This is a genomic window from Desulfosporosinus sp. FKB (assembly GCF_002196705.1).
GTDB lineage: Bacteria > Bacillota > Desulfitobacteriia > Desulfitobacteriales > Desulfitobacteriaceae > Desulfosporosinus.
In genome coordinates this window covers 615,499-637,866 of the sequence record NZ_NADJ01000040.1, presented here as the reverse complement: position 1 = coordinate 637,866, position 22,368 = coordinate 615,499, and the positions used below count along the sequence as shown (strand labels likewise).

The following is a 22,368-nucleotide window of genomic DNA, read 5'->3' as shown; positions in this document are numbered from 1 at the left end:
TGGAGGTGTCTAACTTGAAAAAGAGTTATTTAACATTATTTACTCTTGTTTTATCAGCTTCTATCGTATTGTCGACTCATCCGACATTTGCCTTGGATAGTTCAGCTCAAACCGCTTCAACTACGTCTTCAGTGACAACGGCAACCGGTACCTCAACGGATACAACGTCTGCATCGACAGGTGCAGCTGCAACGGATACTTCCTCCGCCGATTCGAGTTCTTCAAGTACAACGGAGCCTGCCACACCAGCAGATACATCGACTTTAAATCTTTCCCTCGATGATGCTTTGAAGGCTGTAGAAACAGGCAATCCGGACCTGAAATTAGCCGACAGTCAAATTGCCATCTACGATAAGCAAAATCAAACCGATTTGGCGCAGCATAGTGCCGGTACGGCAGTCACTGATGAGGACTCTAAAAAGGTTATCTATTTAAACTACAAACGCTCACAATGGACCTTAGACAATGCTAAGCATGACAGAGATACCCAATTAAAAGATCTCAAGGTTGACGTCACGAATCAATACGAGACCATTTTAGCGCTTCAGACGCAAGTGACTAACTATACGACTGAGCTTGCTAATATTGACAAGGTTATTGCTCAAGTTAATCTCCAAATCAAGCTTGGTTTACAAATTCCGTCAGCTATCGATTCCTACACCGCTTCGAAAAGCAAGCTGGAAGCAGCCCAAAAAGCCGTTCAGAATAGCATCAACAGCGATATGATTACCCTGAAACAGGATTTGGGAATCGATCTGAGCAGAAATGTTGTGCTGACGTCAAGTCTCATTCCCTATGCGCAATTTGATGACTCAAAATTTGCTGATCAAATTGCTCAAGCCATTAAGAACGACTATAATATTCAAAAATACACCCAGGATATTGACATTACTCAAATTGAACACGATATCGACCTTGAATTTGACGACAAAGCAGCAGATCAACTTGAAATCAGCATCGAGGATAAGAAAGAGACTTTAGCAAACTTAGGAACAAACAAAGAAGTAGATTTACGGACAGAGTATAATTCTTTGAAATCCCTGGAGAATAGTATTGCAGCCGATAAATTGACTGCTGAAGCCGATCAGATTAATCTCGACACGAAACAAAAAAATGTCGATGTGGGAACAGCAAGCAGCCTGGACTTGATTAATTTGCAAAACACGCTTTTAAATGACCAAAATACTCTCCAACAAGATATCAATGCTTACATGACTGCTGCGGCAAATCTCCAAAACGACTTAGCTGACTAAAGATTAAGGGAAGAAGTCACTGTTGTTGTTATGTAAATAGTAATTATTAGCTTTAATAACCAAATGGCATGAGGTTGGTTAGAATCTGGATGATTCTTAACCAACCTCTTTTAATATGTGCTAGGTTTTTCTTCGTTTCTTAGTCCGATCTTGTCTCCTTACATATGTTAGGAGAAATGCTGCTAGACTCCGAATAAGACTGGCTCTTAGAATTATTGAATGATTAGCACAGAAATTAGTACTGAAAATTGACTGTTACAGTATTGTGCTGCGAACTGGCGGTGTCTGGAGCTTAACTCTGATTCTGGGATAATAACTGAGAGACTACCGGGGCAGGATTTTCCTCGCCCTTAAAGAACGTTCCATAGAAGGCATGGCTGTGGAGCTGGCTTTCCAGAGAAAATGAGGGTACGTCGGCTTCAGATGTTTCCAGGTATAATGATTTTTCCTGTATGCCCAACATTAGACGATAACGTTTGTTAAGAATGCTATATTGAGTTTCTGCTAAAAGAAGTTCAAGGACGGCAACTTCCACATACTCGGGATTTGCAAAATCAAAATGATTCCAGGCATATTCGATTTTTTCCCGAGATTCCTCAATTTCTCCCAATAATTGTTCAGCCTCGCTCAGCGGTGGTTCGTTCGGTGAAGAATACGATGAAAAGAGGTTTTTAATTATAGCTCGCATATCATCACCCTCACTTTACTTGCGTGCTCTAATTATAAGACTTCACTCTAGCTTTGCTCGGTTTGCCTAAGTATATGTAAATAGATTGCTGGATATGATTTAAAGAGGATAAAAAAGAGCATCTTTGATCATTAAAATTTCTCATGTTATAAAAATCGCCTTTGTTGGGAAAGACTAGAAATAGTTTAGAACTTAAGAGGTGATTTTTTTGCCACACCGACGATGTCGGAAGTCCTGGGCGATCTTTCTTTGCGGGTTGATGTGTTTGTTTCTTTGGCAAGCCGAGATCTATCCTGTTTTGGGTCAAGATGATATATATGAAATCATGTTTGCCAACTCTCACACCGGACCCCAACCATCTCGTTCCAATGAGTCTCAGCCAACAAAGTCGACAACCAAAATTCCAACGTATAATATTATTGTAAATAATGATCAGTATCAAAATGATAAATCGTCTCAAGATAGACCACTGCCAGATACAGGGCATCAAGTTCTCTCCCGCAGTTTGGGGCGTTTCGTAACAGAAGAGGAAGTCAATCTGTTATCTCGTGTAATTTATGGAGAAGCGCGGGGAGAGAATTTTGAAGGTCAAGTCGCTGTTGGAGCTGTCGTTTTAAATCGCCTTAAGGATCCTCATTTTCCGAAAACCTTTTGGGGTGTTATTTATCAACCCGGTGCTTTTACGGCCGTCAAGGATCAGCAGATTCATCTCGATCCGAATGACGTAGCCTACAAGGCTGCGGAAGCAGCGCTTTCAGGTGATGATCCCACCGATGGGGCAATATATTATTATAATCCGCGGCTTACGAAAGATCGCTGGATAAAAAGCAGGCCCGTGATTAAGAGGATTGGGAACCATACGTTCAGTATCTGACTTGTATGACACAGCGCTCGTCCGTACATGCGCAGAGCAAACTAACCGTTCGAGCGACTGATTTGGGGAGCGGGGTACATCCTACGGCGATAGTATTTTTTGGAGAACCCGCCTTCGGCGATAATCTCCACCGGAGATTATCGTGCCATAGGCGCCGTCCTTGGCGCCATGGCGGCGGTGAACATCCCTGTTCACCGCCCCGTATCTGGGGTCGGTCGCTAGAACGGAAGTTTGCTGGGCTGCTTACGTAAAGGCCTCGCGCTTGCGTCATACTGCGTCCTGGGCTTGGTAACGGAACGAGAATAAGAGAAACGGTTTTTGGGTGACGGCACATTTTATGTGCACCGTCTGACTTGGGAAATGAAGTAGCCCCGCTATTGCGGGGCTACTTGGCGTCTTTAGTTTGATGTTTGGGTGATTCATTTCCTTGGTGGAAGGTGAAGAAGGTGATTTCCGGGGGTACGTTGAAACGCAGCGGTATGACACTTTCGCCGATGCCGCGGTTGATGTAGAGGGGGATGCCTTGGATGACATGGTATCCTTCGTAAATTCCTTTGTCGCCAAGGTAGGTGTTGGTAACCAGGGGCGGCAGGCCTGGGATGCGAATTTGGCCTCCGTGGGTGTGTCCTGTCAGTAAGAGGTCGGCTCCGTAGAAGGCGACGTCGTCGAGGCAGTCGGAGGAGTGGGCCAGGGCCAGGCGGAAGGGGGATGTTGGCGGTGAGGTTTGGGGGGTGAGGAGGTTTTGGTAGGCTTGATCGACGTTGTCGTGTGCGGTTGCTGGGTCGTCGATGCCGATAATCCAGAGATTGAGTGAGGGGATGAAGGATGATTCGTTGAGCAGGGGGATCCAGCCTAGGCCCTGAAGCTGTTTCAGAAAGCGTTTCATTAAAGAATGGGAGAGGTGGCCGTAGTCATTGTTGCCCAGGACGACATACTTTCCGTAGGGGGCGGAGAGTTTTTCTAAGTAGGAGTCGACTTTATCCAGGTCGGTTCGTGTTGAGATGATGTCTCCGGTCAGGACGAGTAGGTCTGGTTTTTGGGCCATTGCGGTTTGGATGATGCGTTGGGGTGTTATTTTCAAGGTTTCCAGATGTAAATCGCTGAGCTGGCAGATGGTTTTTCCTTCCAGGGCTTTTGGCAGTTTGGGATAGGCTAGATCCCACATTTCGCTCTGTAATTCCTCGGTATCATGTTCTGCCCAGCCGAGCAGTCCGGCGCCTCCGACGGGCAGCAGTGAAAGCAGCCAGTGGTTGACGATAAAGCCGCCGGCTCCGCGGAAAAAGTCCCGGCGGGATATTTTTTTCGTAAATAGTGTGGTTAATTTATCCGGCATAGCGGCCTCCCCAAGAATAGTTTACCTTTCTTAACAGTATATCAGAACTCTTCCTTTCATTTAATCATATCATGTTAAGAGGTTAGTTTGAATTTATAAAGGAGGGGCGCAAGGTGAAGTTCAGCGGGAACACTCCTTCAAATCCTTATGAACCCATGGGTTCGCAGGGATTCCCAACATTACCTAATGCTCCATTAGGTCCGGGATACTCTCCCGGAACGATTCGTGATACTTTGGGGTCAAGACTCAAAGCCAACGGTATTTTTCAAAAGGACGGTCAAGTTCAAAATCTCCGAGGCGGATTTATCGGCCCTAAACAAGGCCAATTTCCAGGCGGTTTCTCCCAGCCCCAGTTTCAAGGGCCAAATCAAGGGATGAATCAGGCGAGACAGCTTATTCTTCAACCGGCTCAAGATGGAATTGCTGCTAACGGGTTGGCGACCATATCACCTGATAACAGTTTTCTTTTAGTAGCTAATCTCCCGCCGCCGCAAACCTTCCTGGGGCAAGGTCAGCTCGGTCAGTATGCGGCCTATCTTGTTGATAGTAAAGGGAAGATGGGTTTTTTAGCAGGTGTTCTTCGTCCTGTGGGCAATGGTGTTTATAGGGCCCATTTTCAGAGTCCTGTTCCTTTGTACCCCTACACTCGAACGGTAGTTTCTATCGAGGGCATCGGTCAACTGGGGCAGGCCCCCAACGGACCTATTATTTTGAAAGTCCAAGAACCCAGAGGACCTGCGGCATTTCTCAGTCCGATGAAGAATACGGCCCAATCCTTCTGGGGTAAGGTCTCCAACTTGTTCAGAGGCAAGAAACCGCCGGTCAGTCCTGAAGGGCTTCCCGGAGTACCGCAGGTGCTGCCTGTCCCAGGTCAGATGGGAGTGCCTTCGGAAACAATGATGGCTCCTGAAGCCATGACACCTACTGAAACAATACTTCCTCCGCCAACGCCTTAAGCATATTCCCGGTCTTTATCCCACGGAGGCCCTGTAAATAGCAGGGCCTTCTTAAGGTTGGCAGATTTTTAACACAGTTTTAGCAGTTCTAAAGAACCCGCTGCAATTTTTGTATGATTAAATGACTCGGAGTAACTGGAAGTTTGTTAATTTTTTTCTCTATGCAAAAACTATAATAAAATTTAACTTTTTTCTGTATGGAGAAAAAAGAAAGTAAAGGGTTCAGAAAATTTAAAAATAGCCAGGATTGAAATCTGGCTATTTTTGCGCTCTGAGTTAATTCTGATTTATTTGAAGAGGATGCCCGAGATCGTTACAGTAAAAACAAAATGAGTACGATTAAAGCCATTAAGCTGTAGGTCGTGACTGTTACTGCAATGCCAAGGGTTTTTAACGATGTCTGAGCTAAGAGAACGTTGGAGAAGAAGGCGATGAATAGGAAAAAAGTAACGGCTAACATTCCTGCTCCGACGGTTGGGGACTGGAGTACGGGAACCAGACGGTTAAAGCCATAATCCCAGGTTGCCGGCGACTTAGGATTTGGATAGCTGCAGAGCGGGGGTCTTGAGCATTCGTCTTTCAAGCTGTTAAAAAGTGGCAATGCTATCCCCCCCATTTCCATTAGGAATACCGATTCCGCTGCGCTCGATAAAGAACTGGGCGATGATGATTCCCATAGCAATGATTAAGTTGCCGGGGACTCCCGGAATTTCAAATAAGGGGACGTTAAAGGATGTGTCAGGACTTCCATCAAATGGTGCAAAAGGAGCAGAAATTACTAAGGAAACGCTTAGGTTATCAGGGAATAGAGGTTCATCAGTGCCGACAGGGCCAAAACCCTGGCCGGGGACAGGCTGAGGGAGCGGCTGCATAGGTATTTGACCGTTGATTGAGGCCTGCATAAGCTGTGTTAGCTGGGGCAGGGTAAGAGTCACGGGATAATGTTCCGGTGTTGGACGGCCCAAGTTCGGCGGATGAGCTAATGAGCGCTTAAAAAGAAACGTCATCAGTACATCAATACCGGCAACAATCATGGAGGCAAACTCGATTTCCGTTGTGGCTATCGGAAATAACATGGCACTGACAGGGCAGAAGGGTAAATTGCGGCGAATGGGGCTATCGACTAAAATAGTAAAGGAGAAAGAAGTAGCCGGTAAGGGGGGAGCACATTCAGTTCTTTGAATCACGGCCCTCCTCCTCTCCTTTACGTTTTAGAACCAGGTGCAAATCGTTGCCCAGCTTCCTAAGATAATGACAATCAGGAAAGCTATGAATGTTACAGGATGTGTTATATCATTGATAAAATGCGGGCCCCGATAACCATTGATCATGTTAACTCCTGCCTTTGACTATTTTTGAGTTAATGGCGGTATTTTAAGGTTTTTTACCATGTCAGGGGTGATCTGCATTTTTTCCATGGGGTTTCCGCCGCTGATTTTGTCAAGAATTTGCTGGGCCATGCCCTTTAGCTCTTCCGGAATGGGCAGGTCGCTTGCTGAAGGCAGCCCATGCATTGCAGTTGTCAAGGTCAGATTAACCATGGCCATAAGTTTCTCATAATTTTGCTGCTGTACAAAGTAGGTTTTAATCAGAGGATATTTATTCATAAGCCGGACTTTAAGATCAAGCAGAGCTAGAGACTCTTTCTCTGGAACCACTTTGCTGATCATTTGGGCAGTGACGAGATTGCGTTCTTTTTCCTGGTACTCGCTGAATGCTTCTTTGGTCTGAGGGTCAGCCATAATGGCAGTTTCTGCTGCCTTTAGTCCTTGAAGTTCGGGAGTCTGAGACAGGGCTTCTCCCAATTCGCGGGCCTTATCAATGTAACTCATAGGGGCACCTCCTTATTTCCTCCTATAAAATATGCGCTGAGAAGCCTGCTGGTGTATGGGGTATTGACCTTCAGGAGAGGGTTTCTGGGATATAGTTCTAAAATTTGTTAGAAGGAAAGAGGGAAACGATGTAGAATAAGTAGTTTCTAGAAGGAAAAGGAGGAGTTTCTATGCGAACTTATCGATTGGAGATACGTCTGATTCAAGCCGCCGCTGCGCTGGCTTTAATCGTCGTTATCACCGGATTTCTCGGATTGTGGGGTCAAGCCGGTCAGCCATCGGGATCGACAGCAGGTGCTGCGGAAACTCAGAGAACTGCTGCTTCCGCGCAAACTCCCAGCAATTCAAAGATCGTAGCCTTAGGGGACTCCTTTACCCTGGGATATCCCTTGGACACAAAACATTCTTGGACTCAGCGCTTAGCCGATGATTTGAAGATAAGTGTTGTCAATAAGGGAAAAGGGAGCCAGACAGCCAAGGATTTGCTGGCTCGTTTCGATGCCGATGTGGTCAGTGAAAAGCCGGGCCGAGTGATTATTTTTGTCGGCACCGGGGACGCGATCCAAGGCGTTTCTCTGAAAGATTATCAAACGAATATTCAAGCGATGGTCGAAAAAGCAAAAGCCAATAACATTATTCCTGTATTGGCCTTGCCCGTTTGGTATCCAAAGTATCAAACGAATATCCAGGAATTTCGAGATTGGGAGATTGATTACGCCAAAAAACAGTCGCTCATGACCTTGGATTTTACGACAGTGCTGTTTGATAGCTCCAAGAAATCCGTTGATGGTTTAGTCTCTAAAGATGGAAAGTACCCCAATGCCAAAGGTTATGAAGAAATGGGAGATTATGCGGCCAAACTCTTGAAGTAAATAAAGACAGTTACGCCGGAAGTAACATGCTGACCAGAGCGAAGAAAAGGAAACCGATGGTTCCGCCGAGGAGAGCATAATGAGGATGACGTTCCCGTGAGAGGGGGATCAGTTCAGCGAAGACAAGAAAGGCCATAGCTCCTGCGGCGAAGGTCAGAAAAAAGGCCAGGGAGTTTGCTGCTCCCTCCAGTGCCAGAAGACCGATTAAGGCTCCTAAAGGCGTGAAGACAGCAATTCCTATATTTAAAGCTAATATTTTCCACCAACGGATTCCAGCCATGGTTAAGGGTGCAGTCGTAGCCATTCCCTCGGGCAGATTATGCAAGGTAATAGCGATGGCAATGAGAAGACCGAGGCTGGGAGCGGCTTCCTGGCTGATAGCAATGGCCATTCCTTCCGGAATATCGTGTAAGGCAATCCCTGTTGCGACGAGAAGGCCGGCCCGTTTAAGACGCTGACGTCTTGTCAAAGGGAGTGACGAGTCACTTCCCGGTGTCTTGAGCTGACGATCGGCAAACAACATGAAGAGCAAGCCTAAAGCAAAGCCCAAGCCAACCTGAAGAGGCGGACCGATTTTCCAGGCATTGGGCAGCAGATCAACACTTACCACTGCAAGCATCACTCCGCCGGCCCCTGCTAACAGCGAAGCCAGAATGCGTTCCTGCGGTTTACCGAACAGAAGAACGAGCAAACTTCCTAAGGTCGTAGCCAGCCCTGCGATGGTACTGATTTTAAATACTTCCCATAGATCCTGCATAGGGGATCTCCTTTCCAAACATTTAACCGCTATCATATTTATGTGTAAAGCTGAGCTTTATACAAAATATTTTCTGCAGGCCAAATTCATCTTCAAGACAGAGTTCTTGTACTATTTCTGCGGACAAAGCATAGGCTTATTGTGAGGAAACCACAATGGGATCATAGGTTAAAAGATCTGGGAGGGGGCATCAATCATTGAAAATCAGAGCAGGGTCTAAACTACTAATTGGGATTATAGTCCTAAGTCTGTTGTCTCTGACAGGCTGCGGTACCTTGGAGACTCTTGTCAACAAGGATGGGACTGACAGCTCTTTCGGAAACTTTATTGGCGGGGACAAAACGGCAGCAATTTCTGCAGCAGCCACGGCCGCGGTTTCAGCTTCAGCTCCGGGGGATAACAAGGTAATTAGTCTCTATTTTCCGGACTCGACAGGAAAGTATCTTGTCAAAGAACAACGTACATTGCCTAAGACTATAAGTGTCGCCAGAGAGACGGTAACTGAATGGTTAAAAGGACCGGCAGCAGCGAAAGGAACAACAGATCAAGCCGCTGTCCCGACCTCAACAACACTTTTGGATATCGCTGTGAAAGGTGATTTAGCGGTCGTGGATTTAAGCAAAGAGTTTTTGCAGCCTAGTTCCAAAGTTACACCGGAAGCAGCACTCTACGGACTTGTCGATACTCTGACCCAATATTCGACGATAAAACAAGTCCAAATCCGCATCGAAGGTAAACCCCTTACGAAGTATGGCACAATTGATGCCACGAATTTAGTCAGCAAGCCGAGTTTGGTAAAGGGATCAACACCTGTAACGACGATAATTCCCAATCTCGGAGGCAGTGCTCAATCCTCCCAATCCTCCCAGCCTTCGGGAAGCGGTACTTCTCAGTCGGATAAAACGAACGGTGCGCTCCCTGATTCTCCCAGTTCCATCAATCTCTTTAATTACCCGCCGAGTTCTACCTAACGAGGGTTAAAGGTATATTTTCCTTGTGTACAACCCCCGAATCTATGCTAAAATAGAGCTAAATGGGGAATGGGGGACGAGAGATGGCGTCAACGGAAGATCTGACCAAACAATTAGAGGAGACCTTAAGACGAGCAAACACCATTTTGTTTAAGCGCGGACGATCGATTCTAGTCAGTATGGAAATTTCTTCACTTCAGTTCAATGCACTCTTAAGTATCTGGGAATTTGGGCCGCTAACCATGGGTGAACTGGGAAAACATTTATTTGTAGCCTGCAGCACTGCCACAGATTTAGCAGATCGAATGGAACGAGCGCAGCTGGTGGAACGGGTTCGGGATAAAAATGACCGGAGAATGGTTCGGCTGCGTTTATTGGGCAAAGGCAATGAAATTGTTGATGCTGTCATCTCTGAACGGCAAAACTTTCTGGGAGACGTTCTCAGGAATTATTCAGAAGAGGAATATCAGAAGCTGCTTCAGAGCTTAGAACTTCTGGAACAGCGGATGAACTTATAATAATTAATATGCCAAAAAATGCCTTCGCTTGCTTAAGCGGAGGTATTTTTTGGCATATTAAGAAGTGAGTATCATCTGCCCAGAATAATATGGTAGCGAAATCTCCATAAAATCTTTAAAATAATCTTAAATACAACTAAAATTTACGCGGTATACTGAGACTATTAAATTTTAGATCGAGAGCTGGAGGGAGCTGTGGACGTGGGAACCAAAATTGTATTAGTGGATGATGAGGCTGAGATTTTAACCCTCGTGCGAGACTATCTTTCGAGGGATGGTTTTAATGTTGTGACGGCGCAGAATGGTCTTGAGGGAATTGAACTCATTGAAAAGGAAAAACCGGACTTGGTGCTGCTTGATTGGATGCTGCCGGGAATGAGCGGGTTAGAAATGTGTAAGCGCTTGCGTGAGACAAGCACAATCCCCATTATTATGTTAACGGCCAAGTCAGAGGAGATCGATCGTGTTTTAGGCCTTGAGTTTGGCGCAGATGATTATATCGTTAAGCCTTTTAGCCTGAGGGAGCTGGCAGCCCGTATAAAAACAGTGCTGCGGCGGTCCGCCGGGGGCGCTCAGGAGAACTCCAATTCATCTCTCCTCATGCGGGGAGACTTGACCATTGATGTGACAAGCCATAAGGTCACGAAAAAAGGACAGGAATTGTTACTTACACCGACGGAGTTTAATATCCTTCACTTATTGGCCCTGCGTCCGGGGACGGTCTACAGCCGGCTCCAACTTCTGCGGCAGGCAATGGGAGAAGAGTATCTTTATTATGAACGTTCTATCGATACCCATGTCTCGAACTTGCGTAAAAAAATCGAAGATAATCCCAGTGATCCTAAATATATTGAAACCGTATTTGGGGTCGGTTATCGGTTTGGTGAGGACCTATGACGTTAAGGCGTAAGTTTATTCTGGCTTTAATCGGCATGGTTGTTTTTATGTCCATTGTTTTTGCCGGTATCGCTCTTACCTCAACTCAGGCTTTGATTGGACATGCTGAAACCTATGTGCAGCAGTCTTTTGGAGATCATTTGAGCCAACTGCTCAGCGTCTATTATGGGGGGCACAACAGCTGGGAGGGGGTTCAGGACCACGTTTCCCAGGTTATGACAACACCGCCTGATCCTAAATTTGCCCACCCTCCCCGAGATTTTCAACGTTTTTTAGTCTTCGACCAAAACAACAAAGTCATCGTTGATCCCTCGAATGACGAGCTGGGTAAACAGCTCACTACTTTTCCTGATTATGGCAAAATCGAAAAGCAATGGCAGCCGATTACAGTCAATGGGAAAACAGTGGGGCATTATTGGCAGGCGATACACACCTCTGTGGTGGACAGCAAGTTGGCGAAAACCATTGGAACGTCCATTATTCAAGGAATGATTATCGGCTTAATTATTACGTCTTTAATAGCGCTGCTTTTAGGACTGTTATTAACCCGGCATTTTACCAAGCCCTTAAATCGCCTGATGGAAGCCGTGCGGCGGGTTGGTGACGGGGATCTGGCTTCTCGTGTCGAAGTCGACGGCAATGGCGATATCGCCCTTCTGGCCCGTGATTTTAATAAAATGACGGAGCAATTGAATCGCAATGAAGAAGTAAGACGCAACATGGTGGCAGATATTGCCCATGAATTGCGGACTCCTCTGGCGGTTATTCTTGGTAAACTGGAATCCATTCAAGAGGGAGTGCTGCCTTCAACTCCGGAGACAATTCTGCCAATCCAGGATGAGACCTTAAGACTTATTCGCTTGGTTCGCGACCTGCAGCAGCTAAGTCTGGCGGAAGCGGGCAAATTGCCTATGGCCCTTAGTACAGTTAATCTTCGTACTATTGTCGGAAAAATTATTGAACAATTTCAAATAGAATTTGAGGAACGTGGTTTAAACATCAACATCAGCGGCGGGAAAATTCCTGAGATCATTGGAGATGCTGATCGATTAACTCAGGTTTTTGTTAACTTAATTGGCAATGCGCTTTTGCATACTCCCTCAGGAGGAACTCTGAACGTTCTATTAGAAGAAGTGGAAAATCCTCCGGAAAATGAAATAACTGGTGAGGATGTCTCACGGCGCTTGCGGGATGTCTTCCGGAGAAAGGACGATAAAACCGAGGAAGCAGGTTCTAGGGATAAAAATCCCGGGGATGAATCAGCCGGAAGATGGGTGCAGGTAACCGTAAAAGATTCCGGCGAAGGAATTCCTGCGGAAGAACTTGACCATATCTTTGATCGCTTTTATCGAGTTGACAAATCACGCGAACGAGAGAACGGCGGAACTGGTTTGGGTTTAGCTATTGCCAAGGAATTCATCCAAGCACATGGAGGAAGAATCAAGGTTGAGAGTGAACTTGGTGAGGGAAGCAGTTTTCGGATTCTACTGCCTGTGAAGCCCAAAAACACGTTAGATGTCAATCCTTAACAATATCTTAAGAAGTCCTTCCTTGTTTGAACAAAAGTCTATGGTATTCTAAGCAAGAATTATTTTTAAGATAAGCAGATACTTAAGATTTGTTGTTTAAATGAGCGAAAAAGGAGAAAGAGTATGAACAAAAAAAAGGTGACCATTGGGGTAATTGGTGTTCTTCTGGTCTTGGGAGGGGGCTATTGGGCGTATAAGCATTTTACGGCGAAACCGGCGGCGGCTTCTTATACGACCTCCAAGGCTAAAATGGGTGATGTTCAAAAAGTGATTACGGCAACCGGAACTGTTAATTATCCCCACGCGATTACCTTAACCTTTCCAACCTCAGGAAACGCCTCTTCTGCCGGAAAAATCGTAGAACTGAACGTAAAAGCAGGGGATACGGTTAAAGCGGGGGAAGTCCTTGCCAAGATTGACGATACAAAATTAAAAACCTCTGTTTTGCAGGCTGAAGCCAATGTGACTTCCGCCGAAACCAAGTATCAGGACCTGGAGGATTCCTATAATGCTCAAACTGTTGCGCAGGCTGAATCGACCCTTGCCAAAGCGCAGCAGAGTTTAACGACTGCTCAGCAGAATGCAGATCCTGGTTATTTGGCCAATCAAGTGACTTTGGCCAACAATAACGTCAAACAAGCCAGCGACAATTTGGCGAAAGCGCAGTTGAGTACGAATTCTTCCTCCATTCAATCGGCGCAAAACTCTCTGAATTCAGCTTTGGATGCTTTAACGACAGCTCAGAACAATCAAAATGGAGGGGCGGCAAAAGCTTTAGCTGCTGCTCAGGCTGATGTTACTGCGGCTCAATATCAAGTGGATCAACAGAAGCAGGGTCCGAAATCCTCCGATGTTCAATCGTCTCAGGCCAGTATTCAAATCGCTCAGGCTCAGCTCGCCAGCGCTCAGGCGGACTTAGCTAATGCTTCGATTATTGCGCCGGTGGATGCTGTGGTCGTGGATTGCCCGCTTCAACTGGGGCAAGATTCAGATTCCAAATCCATCATTACCATCACTCCTGTAGGCGACAAACTTGAAGTAGATGCTGCAATAGACCAGGCAGATATTACGCAATGCAAAGTAGGACAAAAAGTAGATATCACCCTTGATTCCTATCCGAATAACCATATCAGTGGGACAGTGAATGCGGTTGCCTTGCAGGGCACAACGACCTCAAATGTTACCACCTATCAGGTTACCGCGACAGTTGATCAAAACAGCGACCTTCTCCGGGCAGGTATGAATGCCAATATCAATATTATTGTCTCTGAAGCGAAAAATGTTTTAACGATACCGAGTGAAGCGGTTAAGACCAGAGGTACGCAAAGCTATGTAATGGTACCTGCAGCTCCGGGCACTACTTCCGGAACAGCCAATTCCCAAGCACAGTCTCAATCTCAAGGGCAATCTAAAACCGGTACCAGCCAAGCCGGCAACGCGGCTAACGGATATTCCGGTGCCAGAAACTCAGGCAGCGGATATTCGGGAACAAGAAGTGGTGCCGGCAGCAGAAATGCCATGGCTAATGTCCGTATGGTTCCCGTCGTGGTTGGCCTTGATGATGGCACCAATGTGGAAATCAAGAGCGGTTTACAAGAAGGGCAGGAAGTCATTACCGGTACCGTTTCCAACACAACGACGACCAATTCAAATTCCAGTTCCAAATCGGGATTTAGCCTTGGCGGCGGCGCTGCCAGAGCAATAACCGGTGGCGGCGGTGCACGTCCCAGAGGAAATTAAGTGACTAGCTTTAAGAATACGTTAGGAGGGATGCAATTTGATCGATCTTAAAGGGATTAAAAAGATCTATGCCAACGGTGATATTCAAGTTGCTGCCTTAGCTGGGGTGGATCTTCACGTGGGGGCTAGTGAGTTTGTTTCCATTATGGGACCCTCTGGTTCCGGTAAATCGTCAATGATGAATATTTTGGGCTGCTTGGATACCCCCACAGAAGGAGAATATTTTCTCGACGGAACCGATGTGGCCAAAGCAAGCGGTGACCAGTTATCAGTGATTCGCAATCGTAAGATCGGCTTTGTCTTCCAGGGATTTAATCTCTTGCCCCGCACGATGGCTGTAGAAAATGTTGAGCTTCCCATGCTTTATGCCGGAGTACCCAGCAAAGAAAGGCGGACTCGTGCCATTGAAGCCTTGGAATCTGTCGGCCTCGGCGGCCGGATTTATCACAAACCTAAAGAACTCTCAGGAGGTCAACAGCAGCGGGTAGCCATTGCCCGGGCCCTTGTTACCAAACCTTCGATCATTTTAGCGGATGAACCCACGGGAAATTTAGACAGCAAGTCCAGTGAAGAGGTTATGGCTATTTTTCAGCGGCTGCACGAGTCAGGGAACACGATTGTTCTGGTAACTCATGAACCGGATATTGCGGAATTTACGGAACGGATTGTCCATTTCCGTGATGGCAATATTGAAGGGGATGAGAAAGTCGCCAATCCCCGTAAAGCTCGAGCCCAGATCGTAGAGGAGGGAGTAGCAAAGTGAACTTCTTGGAAAGTATTCGGGTCTCTCTCCGGGCCTTGCGGGCCAACAAACTGCGCTCTGCCTTAACCATGCTGGGGATGATTATCGGGGTAGCGGCTGTTATCGCCATGGTGGGCATTGGCAACGGGGCTACAGCTTCGATTACCTCTCAGATTCAAGGTTTAGGTTCGAACCTCCTGACCATCAGCTCGGGACAGTCCAATTCCGGAGGAGTCCGGGGAGGAATGGGCAGTTCGGACACTTTAAAAATGACGGATGTCGATAAAATCCAGATCGGAACGGCTGTGAAAGCAGTCGCTCCTGTCGCGAACACCAATGGACAAGTGGTTTTTGGTTCGGGAAACACCTCGACCACGATTATGGGTACGACCCAGGATTATCAGGAAATTAAAAACGTAACGATGGCAACGGGGCGTTTCATTACAACAGATGATGTTGATAAGGCCGCACGTGTGGCTGTCCTTGGCCCTACTGTAGTTACAGACCTTTTCGGTGATGCCAATGCTTCAGTGATCGGCAAAGTCATTAAAATCAACAATGTACCTTTCCAAGTTATCGGAGTGACAACATCAACAGGATCAACCGGTTTTATGAGCAGTGACGATATGATTACCGCACCGATTTCGACCATTCAGCAGCGCTTGCTGGGGAAAAAGACCGTTCGTAATATCTTGGTTTCCGCTACATCGGCGGATCAAATGCAAGCCGCTCAAAATCAGATTACAGCCGAGCTGGAAAGGGCTCATAATATCCAAGCCGGGAAAAATGATGATTTCAATATTCAAAATCAGGCGGATATGTTACAAACTATGACGGGAGTAACTCAAACCCTGACTATGCTCCTTGGCGGTATTGCCGGAATTTCTCTCCTGGTTGGAGGAATTGGCATCATGAATATCATGCTTGTCTCGGTTACCGAACGAACGCGGGAGATTGGAATCCGTAAAGCCATCGGGGCTAAAGGTCTCGATATCATGATGCAATTTCTCATTGAAGCCATCGTACTTAGTATTCTGGGAGGCGGAATAGGTATTGTTCTCGGCTTTGGAGGATCAACCCTGGCTGGGAAAGCCTTAAAAATGAGTACCAGCATTTCCCCGACGTCTGTGTTGGTCGCTTTCGGTTTCTCTGCAGCCATCGGCATAATCTTCGGGGTTTTTCCGGCTCGAAAAGCGGCTTCGATGGATCCAATTGACGCTTTAAGGTATGAGTAATCTATCAATTCTTTTGGTTTTGCTGCTTGTTTCAGGTATTTGCTTCGATTGTGCAATTTTTAGTTATCGGAAAGTTGGAAAGGGGAAAAAATACGTGAGGAAAAGTAAACGGGCCCAAGTGGTGATGAGTGTACTGGCCATTGTGATTTTGCTGATCGGGATGATTCCGGGGATAGCATCTGCTGCAAGTACCACCGACGATTACAGTACTTGGCTGGCATATCTCAGTTTTGCGACCAGTGCTGATTCCACACTGATTGCCGGAGAAACAGGTGACATTAATGTTCAGCTTTGGGATAATAACTCTAATCCTTTCTCCGGCTCAGTTGCCAGTGCAACGATCACAGACTCAAGCGGAGTTTCGAAAATTTATCAAGTCTCCGGAAACAGCGGAGATTATACAGTTAGCAATGTAACGCTCGATACAGCCGGTGATTATCAGTTAGTGATTCGTCAAGGTGCCATAGGAACAGCCTATGCCGCAGGAACGATCACAGTTTTAGATGCCAAGACTATCGTCACCGATCCTATGTATATTAATACGGATAATACGATCAGGGTCAAAGTAACGGATACCAACGGTAATCCTTTGATGCGTAAATCCGGAACGATTGACGGCTCATTAGTCGGCGCTTCCTCAGTCTCCTATACAACTCTTAGCGATGGAACCTTTACCTTCAATATGACACCGACCCAATTCGGGAATGTCAATATTCTCTATTCCGGGCATATTATCGGTACCATACCGGTTCTTCCGGCTTACACGCAAAGCTCCCGTATTGGAGGGAATTCCGGGGACAATGTCTCCTTGGCCATCAGTGTGGCACAAAGCGGCTGGAATTCCGGTTCTCTAAATGTCATTTTAACCAGAGACGACCAATTTTCGGATGCTCTTGCCGCTGCACCCCTTTCGAAAAAGCTTGATGCACCGATTCTTATGACTGGTTCTTCTCAATTGGATGATCGCACGTTAACGGAGATTCGCAATCTGGGAGCAAAAAATATCTATATTGTCGGCGGGACTGTTGCAGTCTCCCAAGGGATCCAGGACAGTTTGAACGGTGAGTTTACCGTCACCCGAATTGCCGGCCAGCAGGCATATGATACTGCGGCCCAGATCTCTGCGACTGTGGGGATTGATCCCACCCAGACCGTTTATATCGCTAATTATGCCGCGATTCCCGATGCAATCGCCATCAGCGCTTTTGCCGCTGAACAAGGAAGCCCGATTCTGCTCACGGAAAAGGATTCCGTACCCTCTTCCACGGCCAAGGCTTTGGCAGACCTTAAGGCAAGTAACGTCGTTTTGCTGGGAGGCACGGCGGTTATTGGAAATTCTGTGCAGAATCAATTAGGCTCCAACTATCACGTTAAGCGTTGGGGCGGCTATGATCAATATGACACGCAAAATATCATCTTCCAAAATCTTTTTAACACCTCGAAGCCTCAAACCCCTCTCTATTTCGCTTCCGGACTTGTACGCCAAGGTGATGTAAGCTCGGGAAATCCCAAGGCGGATGCTTTGGTAACAGCGGCTTTAGCTGCTAAACAAGGTGGGTTTGTTGCTATGGTTCCGCAATATACTGTTCCTTCGAGTTTGAATTACTTCCTGTTATATAATGTGGGTTATATTAAGCAATCGTCAGTTGTTGGAACTAACAGCAGTGTTTCGTTGGATTTGGAATCGGAGCTTAAGGATTTGTTGGCGCATTAGGCCGAGATTTGTACAACTGGATACCCATGTGGCTAATGCGGCGGTATCGGAAGGATAACAAGCGATCTTCTGGGTCAGGCAGCTTCACCCACACCGTTCACTCAGCATTCCGAGGCTCGCTCACTCGTTTGCGCGGGAGCTGCACCGAACCTCAGGGTAGTACCTGATTTGAACCACGGCTCCGCTCTCCTACGCAAACTTTGTGAGCCTTACCGCCTCTCCATGCAATGAGTTCACTCTTGTGGGCGAAGCTCCCTTCCTCTGTGGCCTTTTTTTCAGGGTATGTCATGTAGTTATTTGGGCCATCAGATGCTGAGGGATGTTAGAGTGGTCTAATGCCGGTTGCTGCATCAGGTTATCTTTACATTCGGCTGATCATACTAAATTTGGACGGACCGATTCTTTGTATCAAGAATCGGTCCGCCCTTATTTTTTGTGCCTAATGGAAATCAGTGATTTTTGTATAACAGAGAATTTGAGAGTAGTGAAAAACTTTCGAAGATATAGTCATAGGTATTAGCGGAGATGTCAAACATTACATTAAGATACTTAAAGCTTTAGGTAATATCTCTAAATACCTGTACAAATTGACAGTTGAATAATTCTACACGATTCTGGTAAAATAAAAATATGGTATCAATTGATACTGTTTTATTGCCAGCCCTCCCCAATTACTATATAATGGTATCATAGAAGAAGATTAATAGGAGGGGATTGCAATCAGAGTAGCTTTTGAATCAGAAGTCGAAGGCTTTCTTTCAAGGGTGTTTTCTATTTTAGGGGAGTCCCCTAAAGGATTATATATTGTAAAAAGAACTAATAGTGAGGATAAGACGGGTAATTTCATGATTGAGAACGGACTCACTAATGATATTATTTGCGAAGTACTATTAACTTTGACGCTTAAAGATTACTCTTATACGGATACAGATCGAGATCCTAATCGCAAAGGAGAGGTATGGCTTTTCGGCAAGGTTCTTAAACCACCGCTCATTAACAACGAAACCGAAATTTACATAAAACTTAAATTACAGGGAAGAGTCGTTTGTTTATCGTTTCATCGAACGAGTTTCCTTTGAGATATCAATATAAGTGATCGGTGCGAGTCGCTGATCTTTCAGCGATTTTGGGCTATGGGATTAATATGAGTTATTAATTTTTGGATAGTGGGAGGTTTAAGATGATGAGAGAGTATTGCTATCACTGCGATGCTGATGTTGAGTATAGCATTAAAGAATTAATGATTGATACTGAAATAAAGGATGTTGTTTTCTCGTATCTTGCGAAAATCGCTTATTGTAATGACTGTGGAGAGGAAATTTATATTTCTGAATTAAGTGACGAAAATGTGAAGTCTGCCAATAAGATATATAGGGAATTAAAAGGGTTAATCCAAGTTAATGAAATCGAAAATCTTCTAATCAAATACAACATAGGACGAAAACCGCTTTCCTCATTATTGGGTTGGGGAGAAACGACTATTATTAGATATCTTAATGGTTTAACGCCAACAAGGGAGTATAGTGAGACTCTTCGTAAATTGATGAATTCCCAAAATATGCTTGACTTATATCATACAAACAAAGGTGCGCTCACGCCTGTTTCTAAACGAAAACTATATGCTAGACTTATGGAACTTCTCGATCACGGACAAAAGAGTTCACACAAAAATAAGCTTGTTAGTGTAGCGGAGTATTTTCTTAATAAAATAGAACCGGAAGCGGGGGAATCCATTACACCGCTAAAATTGCAAAAGTTGGTATATTATGCCCAGGCGTGGTCCTTAACCTTTCATAAATCCTTGTTCGAAGAAGATTTTCAAGCCTGGGTTCATGGACCCGTTATCCCTGATTTATATATTTATTTTAAAGAATATGGTTCTTCGAATATACCAAAGGTTTCTTCTTTCGATCCCGGCGTGTTTGAAAAAGATGAACTTACTGTCCTTGATTTAGTGTGGTCTGTTTATGGTAAGTATGATGCTAAATATCTCGAAAGGCTAACTCATATCGAAAAACCTTGGGTAGATGCAAGAACGGGAATCGATCAAAACGAACGCTGTACAAACATTATATCTAAAGAAGCTATTCAACAGTATTTTTCCGATCTTCGAAAAAATCATGATATTTGTAGTGAATATAGCCTTAATAAGTACGTATCGAATATAACCTTTATGTAGTATTTGGTTTGTCAATCTTAAACACTTCACAATTTAGCTATGCTATAGGAGAAGATTTGTTATTCCAAACAACTTAACGGGAAAAATTGATCGGATAAAAACTGGGGGGATAGGCAATTAGCCATCCCCCTCACGGTTTAGTCTCTGAAACTTCCGATACAGTAGCCTTACAGCAGTGAATCAATAATTGTTCATTGTTCAGTTTATATTTTCCACTCCTTTTTAATGGTAAGCGAATTATAAATTAATTTTCATAAAATACTAGGAAACGAGAAGGGATTCTTGGAGGAATGCCGAATATAATAGCGTAAGAAAATTGGACTAATTGACCATGCCAATAAGGACTAAGCCAAAGGGCTGAAACTTGGTTAAGAGGTGGGTAAATGGATCTCGATCGTAAGAGCGGAGTTCCCTACTACATACAGCTCAAGGAACAAATTAGACGTCACATTACTCAGGGCGTTTGGGCTGCAGGTATGAAATTGCCAACTGAACGGGAACTGGCCGCGAGTTTATCCGTAAGCCGCAACACAGTCAGTCAAGCTTACAAAGAGCTTGAAAGCGAAGGGGTATTAAGTTCAGCTCAAGGAAAAGGGACGTTTGTAGCCGATACGTTACTGATCATGCAGCAGGAGGGACGCAAAGAGAAGGTCCTGCGTATCATTGATGTCGCCATGGAAGAGGCTGTTGGCTTAGGCTTCAGCATTGATGACTTTGTCTCTTTCGTTCATGTGCGGGGGATGGAGAAAAAGCATTTCCTGTCACGGGTGAAAGTCGCTTTCATTGAATGCAACCCTGAGCAATTAAACGAGGCGCGCTGGAACCTTGGCCCTGGTGTCAGTTTGCTGCCCTTTTTGCTCTCTGAACTTCAGGATTCACTCACGGTTCAAAAACGTTTAGCTAGTATGGATATGCTCGTCACAGGAGTAGCTCATTTGTCAGAGGTTAAACGATTATTTGAGAAGTTTCACTTGCCTATTTTGGGTGTTTCACTCCAGCCAAAGCTGGAAACGATTGTCCGGATCGCTAAATTGACGGCAGGACGGGACTTGGCCTTAGTTTGCGAGAGCAGTCATTTTGCGGATAAGGTTATCAGCGCTCTAAATCAAGCGGGGCTTCATCCTGCCTTTCGGACGTTGATACAACCTGATGACATAAGATTACGTGAGGCTCTGCCCGATTGCGGGGCAGTAATTTTTGCGCCGAAGCTGCGCCTTCGGGTTGAAAAAGTTCTTCCGGATAATATGGAATGTATAGAATTTCGCTTCGAACCAGATACCGGGAGCTTAAATTTGCTGCGCGGTGCTTTATTGGAAATAAAGGAGGGTAAACGTTGAGCAAACAACGGGTCATTGGTTTATTCGATTCGGGAGTTGGCGGACTTACTGTGGCCAAACAAATTCTGGAGCAGCTGCCTGATGTGCGAATTGTCTATTTTGGAGATACGGCACGAGTGCCTTATGGAAACCGTTCCCAGGAGGAACTTATACGTTTTGGGGAAGAAAGCGTCAGCTTTTTGATCGGGCAAGGGGCAGAAGCCATCGTCGTTGCCTGCAATACAAGTTCTGCCACCGCCCTTCCAACGCTTCAGGAGAGATTTGATATTCCGATGATCGGAATGATTGAACCCGGTGCCCGCTTAGCCGTGAAGAAAACCATAGCAGGCCGAATCGGGCTGATTGCTACGGAAACAACGGTACGCAGCAAGGCCTATTCCTTAGGGGTCAGCCGCGCCCTGGCCCGAGGAAGTGTGCCGGAGAATGCTGACCTGCGCTCGGCTTGGCAGCATGGAGAACAGGCCATTTCCTTGGTCAAAGCACAGGGCTGTCCCCTCTTCGTTCCGCTGATCGAAGCTGGGTTAGCCAATTCTTTGCAGGCTCGGGGAATTGCCAAGACTTATCTGGCGCCTCTTCAATCCTCCGGGGTTGATGCTTTGATTCTCGGCTGTACCCATTATCCCTTTTTGGAACCGGTTCTTAAAGAAATTTTAGGCGAGGATGTTCTGATTGTTGACCCTGCTCTGGCCGTGTTAGAGGAACTTAAAGAATTGCTGGCTCAGATGAAGCAGCGGGATGAAGCAAAATCCGATCCTTCCTTAGAATTAGCATCAACGTCTGATGCTTCAGGTAAAAGTCAATGGCGGGCCCGTTATTTTGTCAGCGGAGACCCGGAACTTTTCAGACAAGTTGGCAATACACTTCTGCAGGACTCGATAGAATCCGTTGAACAAGTCCATTTTTTGGACGGCTCCTTGAACATTTAGATGTCCCAAACTTAA

At 45.7% G+C, this 22,368-nt stretch carries 22 protein-coding genes and 1 pseudogene; 16 read left to right on the top strand and 7 right to left on the bottom strand.

Translation table 11 applies throughout. From position 1 onward, the window contains the following. Positions 1 to 14 precede the first annotated feature (14 nt). Positions 15 to 1,253 (top strand): TolC family protein, encoded by a 1,239-nt coding sequence (locus B5Y67_RS24540; RefSeq protein WP_088228992.1) that lies wholly within the window; start codon positions 15 to 17, stop codon positions 1,251 to 1,253. A 292-nt stretch (positions 1,254 to 1,545) separates the two neighbouring features. Here B5Y67_RS24540 and B5Y67_RS24535 read toward each other — a convergent pair whose 3' ends face one another. Beyond that, a complete protein-coding gene (locus tag B5Y67_RS24535; protein WP_088228991.1) occupies positions 1,546 to 1,941 on the bottom strand; it encodes a hypothetical protein in 396 nt (131 codons plus the stop codon). A 517-nt stretch (positions 1,942 to 2,458) separates the two neighbouring features. Between B5Y67_RS24535 and B5Y67_RS26080 the strand changes: the two are divergent. Beyond that, positions 2,459 to 2,815: pseudogene (locus B5Y67_RS26080) on the top strand (cell wall hydrolase); the annotation flags it as partial. Here the strand turns inward: B5Y67_RS26080 and B5Y67_RS25520 are convergent. Together B5Y67_RS25520 and B5Y67_RS24525 are read right to left on the bottom strand one after the other, a co-directional pair. Further along, on the bottom strand, positions 2,805 to 3,086 hold the full coding sequence (locus B5Y67_RS25520) for a hypothetical protein (RefSeq protein WP_170932798.1): 282 nt from the start codon (positions 3,084 to 3,086) through the stop codon (positions 2,805 to 2,807). The pseudogene B5Y67_RS26080 and the gene B5Y67_RS25520 sit on opposite strands and share 11 nt — an antisense overlap. A gap of 114 nt (positions 3,087 to 3,200) precedes the next feature. Beyond that, positions 3,201 to 4,148, bottom strand: a complete 948-nt coding sequence (locus B5Y67_RS24525; RefSeq protein WP_088228990.1) for a metallophosphoesterase — start codon at positions 4,146 to 4,148, stop codon at positions 3,201 to 3,203. Between the two features lie 113 nt (positions 4,149 to 4,261). Between B5Y67_RS24525 and B5Y67_RS24520 the strand changes: the two genes are divergently transcribed. After that, complete coding sequence (locus tag B5Y67_RS24520; protein WP_088228989.1) at positions 4,262 to 5,104, top strand: hypothetical protein; 843 nt, start codon at positions 4,262 to 4,264, stop codon at positions 5,102 to 5,104. A gap of 313 nt (positions 5,105 to 5,417) precedes the next feature. Here B5Y67_RS24520 and B5Y67_RS24515 read toward each other — a convergent pair whose 3' ends face one another. From B5Y67_RS24515 to B5Y67_RS24505, 3 genes are all read right to left on the bottom strand, one after another. After that, positions 5,418 to 5,705 (bottom strand): hypothetical protein, encoded by a 288-nt coding sequence (locus tag B5Y67_RS24515; protein ID WP_088228988.1) that lies wholly within the window; start codon positions 5,703 to 5,705, stop codon positions 5,418 to 5,420. Continuing rightward, the gene (locus tag B5Y67_RS24510; RefSeq protein WP_088228987.1) at positions 5,692 to 6,291 is read right to left on the bottom strand and encodes a hypothetical protein; all 600 of its coding nucleotides are present in this window, start codon (positions 6,289 to 6,291) and stop codon (positions 5,692 to 5,694) included. The genes B5Y67_RS24515 and B5Y67_RS24510 overlap by 14 nt, the downstream gene beginning before the upstream one ends. A gap of 162 nt (positions 6,292 to 6,453) precedes the next feature. Further along, a complete protein-coding gene (locus tag B5Y67_RS24505) occupies positions 6,454 to 6,936 on the bottom strand; it encodes a YlbF family regulator (protein ID WP_088228986.1) in 483 nt (160 codons plus the stop codon). Positions 6,937 to 7,106: 170 nt separating this feature from the next. On the opposite strand from B5Y67_RS24505, the gene B5Y67_RS24500 reads away from it, so the two are divergent. After that, positions 7,107 to 7,808, top strand: a complete 702-nt coding sequence (locus B5Y67_RS24500; RefSeq protein ID WP_088228985.1) for a GDSL-type esterase/lipase family protein — start codon at positions 7,107 to 7,109, stop codon at positions 7,806 to 7,808. Positions 7,809 to 7,818: 10 nt separating this feature from the next. Here the strand turns inward: B5Y67_RS24500 and B5Y67_RS24495 are convergent, their stop codons facing one another. Next, positions 7,819 to 8,565 carry a ZIP family metal transporter gene (locus tag B5Y67_RS24495; RefSeq protein WP_088228984.1) on the bottom strand — a complete coding sequence of 249 codons (747 nt, stop codon included), beginning with the start codon at positions 8,563 to 8,565 and terminating at the stop codon, positions 7,819 to 7,821. A gap of 197 nt (positions 8,566 to 8,762) precedes the next feature. On the opposite strand from B5Y67_RS24495, the gene B5Y67_RS24490 reads away from it, so the two are divergent. From B5Y67_RS24490 to murI, 12 genes are all read left to right on the top strand, one after another. Beyond that, the gene (locus B5Y67_RS24490; RefSeq protein WP_088228983.1) at positions 8,763 to 9,536 is read left to right on the top strand and encodes a GerMN domain-containing protein; all 774 of its coding nucleotides are present in this window, start codon (positions 8,763 to 8,765) and stop codon (positions 9,534 to 9,536) included. An 83-nt stretch (positions 9,537 to 9,619) separates the two neighbouring features. Next, positions 9,620 to 10,054, top strand: a complete 435-nt coding sequence (locus B5Y67_RS24485; protein WP_088228982.1) for a MarR family transcriptional regulator — start codon at positions 9,620 to 9,622, stop codon at positions 10,052 to 10,054. 201 nt (positions 10,055 to 10,255) lie between these two features. Beyond that, positions 10,256 to 10,951, top strand: coding sequence for a response regulator transcription factor (locus B5Y67_RS24480; protein ID WP_088228981.1), 696 nt, complete (start codon positions 10,256 to 10,258; stop codon positions 10,949 to 10,951). Beyond that, a complete protein-coding gene (locus B5Y67_RS24475; protein ID WP_088228980.1) occupies positions 10,948 to 12,480 on the top strand; it encodes an ATP-binding protein in 1,533 nt (510 codons plus the stop codon). Before B5Y67_RS24480 ends, B5Y67_RS24475 begins: the two co-directional genes overlap by 4 nt. A 123-nt stretch (positions 12,481 to 12,603) precedes the next feature. Then, the gene (locus tag B5Y67_RS24470; RefSeq protein WP_088228979.1) at positions 12,604 to 14,220 is read left to right on the top strand and encodes an HlyD family efflux transporter periplasmic adaptor subunit; all 1,617 of its coding nucleotides are present in this window, start codon (positions 12,604 to 12,606) and stop codon (positions 14,218 to 14,220) included. Positions 14,221 to 14,257: 37 nt separating this feature from the next. Beyond that, entirely contained in the window at positions 14,258 to 14,983 is a 726-nt protein-coding gene (locus B5Y67_RS24465) for an ABC transporter ATP-binding protein (protein ID WP_088228978.1), read from the top strand. Further along, on the top strand, positions 14,980 to 16,197 hold the full coding sequence (locus B5Y67_RS24460; RefSeq protein ID WP_088228977.1) for an ABC transporter permease: 1,218 nt from the start codon (positions 14,980 to 14,982) through the stop codon (positions 16,195 to 16,197). Before B5Y67_RS24465 ends, B5Y67_RS24460 begins: the two co-directional genes overlap by 4 nt. 94 nt (positions 16,198 to 16,291) lie before the next feature. Next, positions 16,292 to 17,911 (top strand): cell wall-binding repeat-containing protein, encoded by a 1,620-nt coding sequence (locus B5Y67_RS24455; RefSeq protein WP_242976104.1) that lies wholly within the window; start codon positions 16,292 to 16,294, stop codon positions 17,909 to 17,911. Positions 17,912 to 18,756: 845 nt separating this feature from the next. After that, positions 18,757 to 18,990: a type II toxin-antitoxin system MqsR family toxin gene (locus B5Y67_RS24450; RefSeq protein WP_140419151.1), complete on the top strand. Its 234-nt coding sequence runs from the start codon at positions 18,757 to 18,759 to the stop codon at positions 18,988 to 18,990. Between the two features lie 101 nt (positions 18,991 to 19,091). Beyond that, positions 19,092 to 20,090: a type II toxin-antitoxin system antitoxin SocA domain-containing protein gene (locus B5Y67_RS24445; protein WP_088228975.1), complete on the top strand. Its 999-nt coding sequence runs from the start codon at positions 19,092 to 19,094 to the stop codon at positions 20,088 to 20,090. A 383-nt stretch (positions 20,091 to 20,473) separates the two neighbouring features. Then, positions 20,474 to 21,427 (top strand): GntR family transcriptional regulator, encoded by a 954-nt coding sequence (locus B5Y67_RS24440; RefSeq protein ID WP_088228974.1) that lies wholly within the window; start codon positions 20,474 to 20,476, stop codon positions 21,425 to 21,427. Beyond that, entirely contained in the window at positions 21,424 to 22,353 is a 930-nt protein-coding gene (gene murI / locus B5Y67_RS24435) for a glutamate racemase (protein ID WP_088228973.1), read from the top strand. The genes B5Y67_RS24440 and murI overlap by 4 nt, the downstream gene beginning before the upstream one ends. Positions 22,354 to 22,368 lie beyond the last annotated feature (15 nt).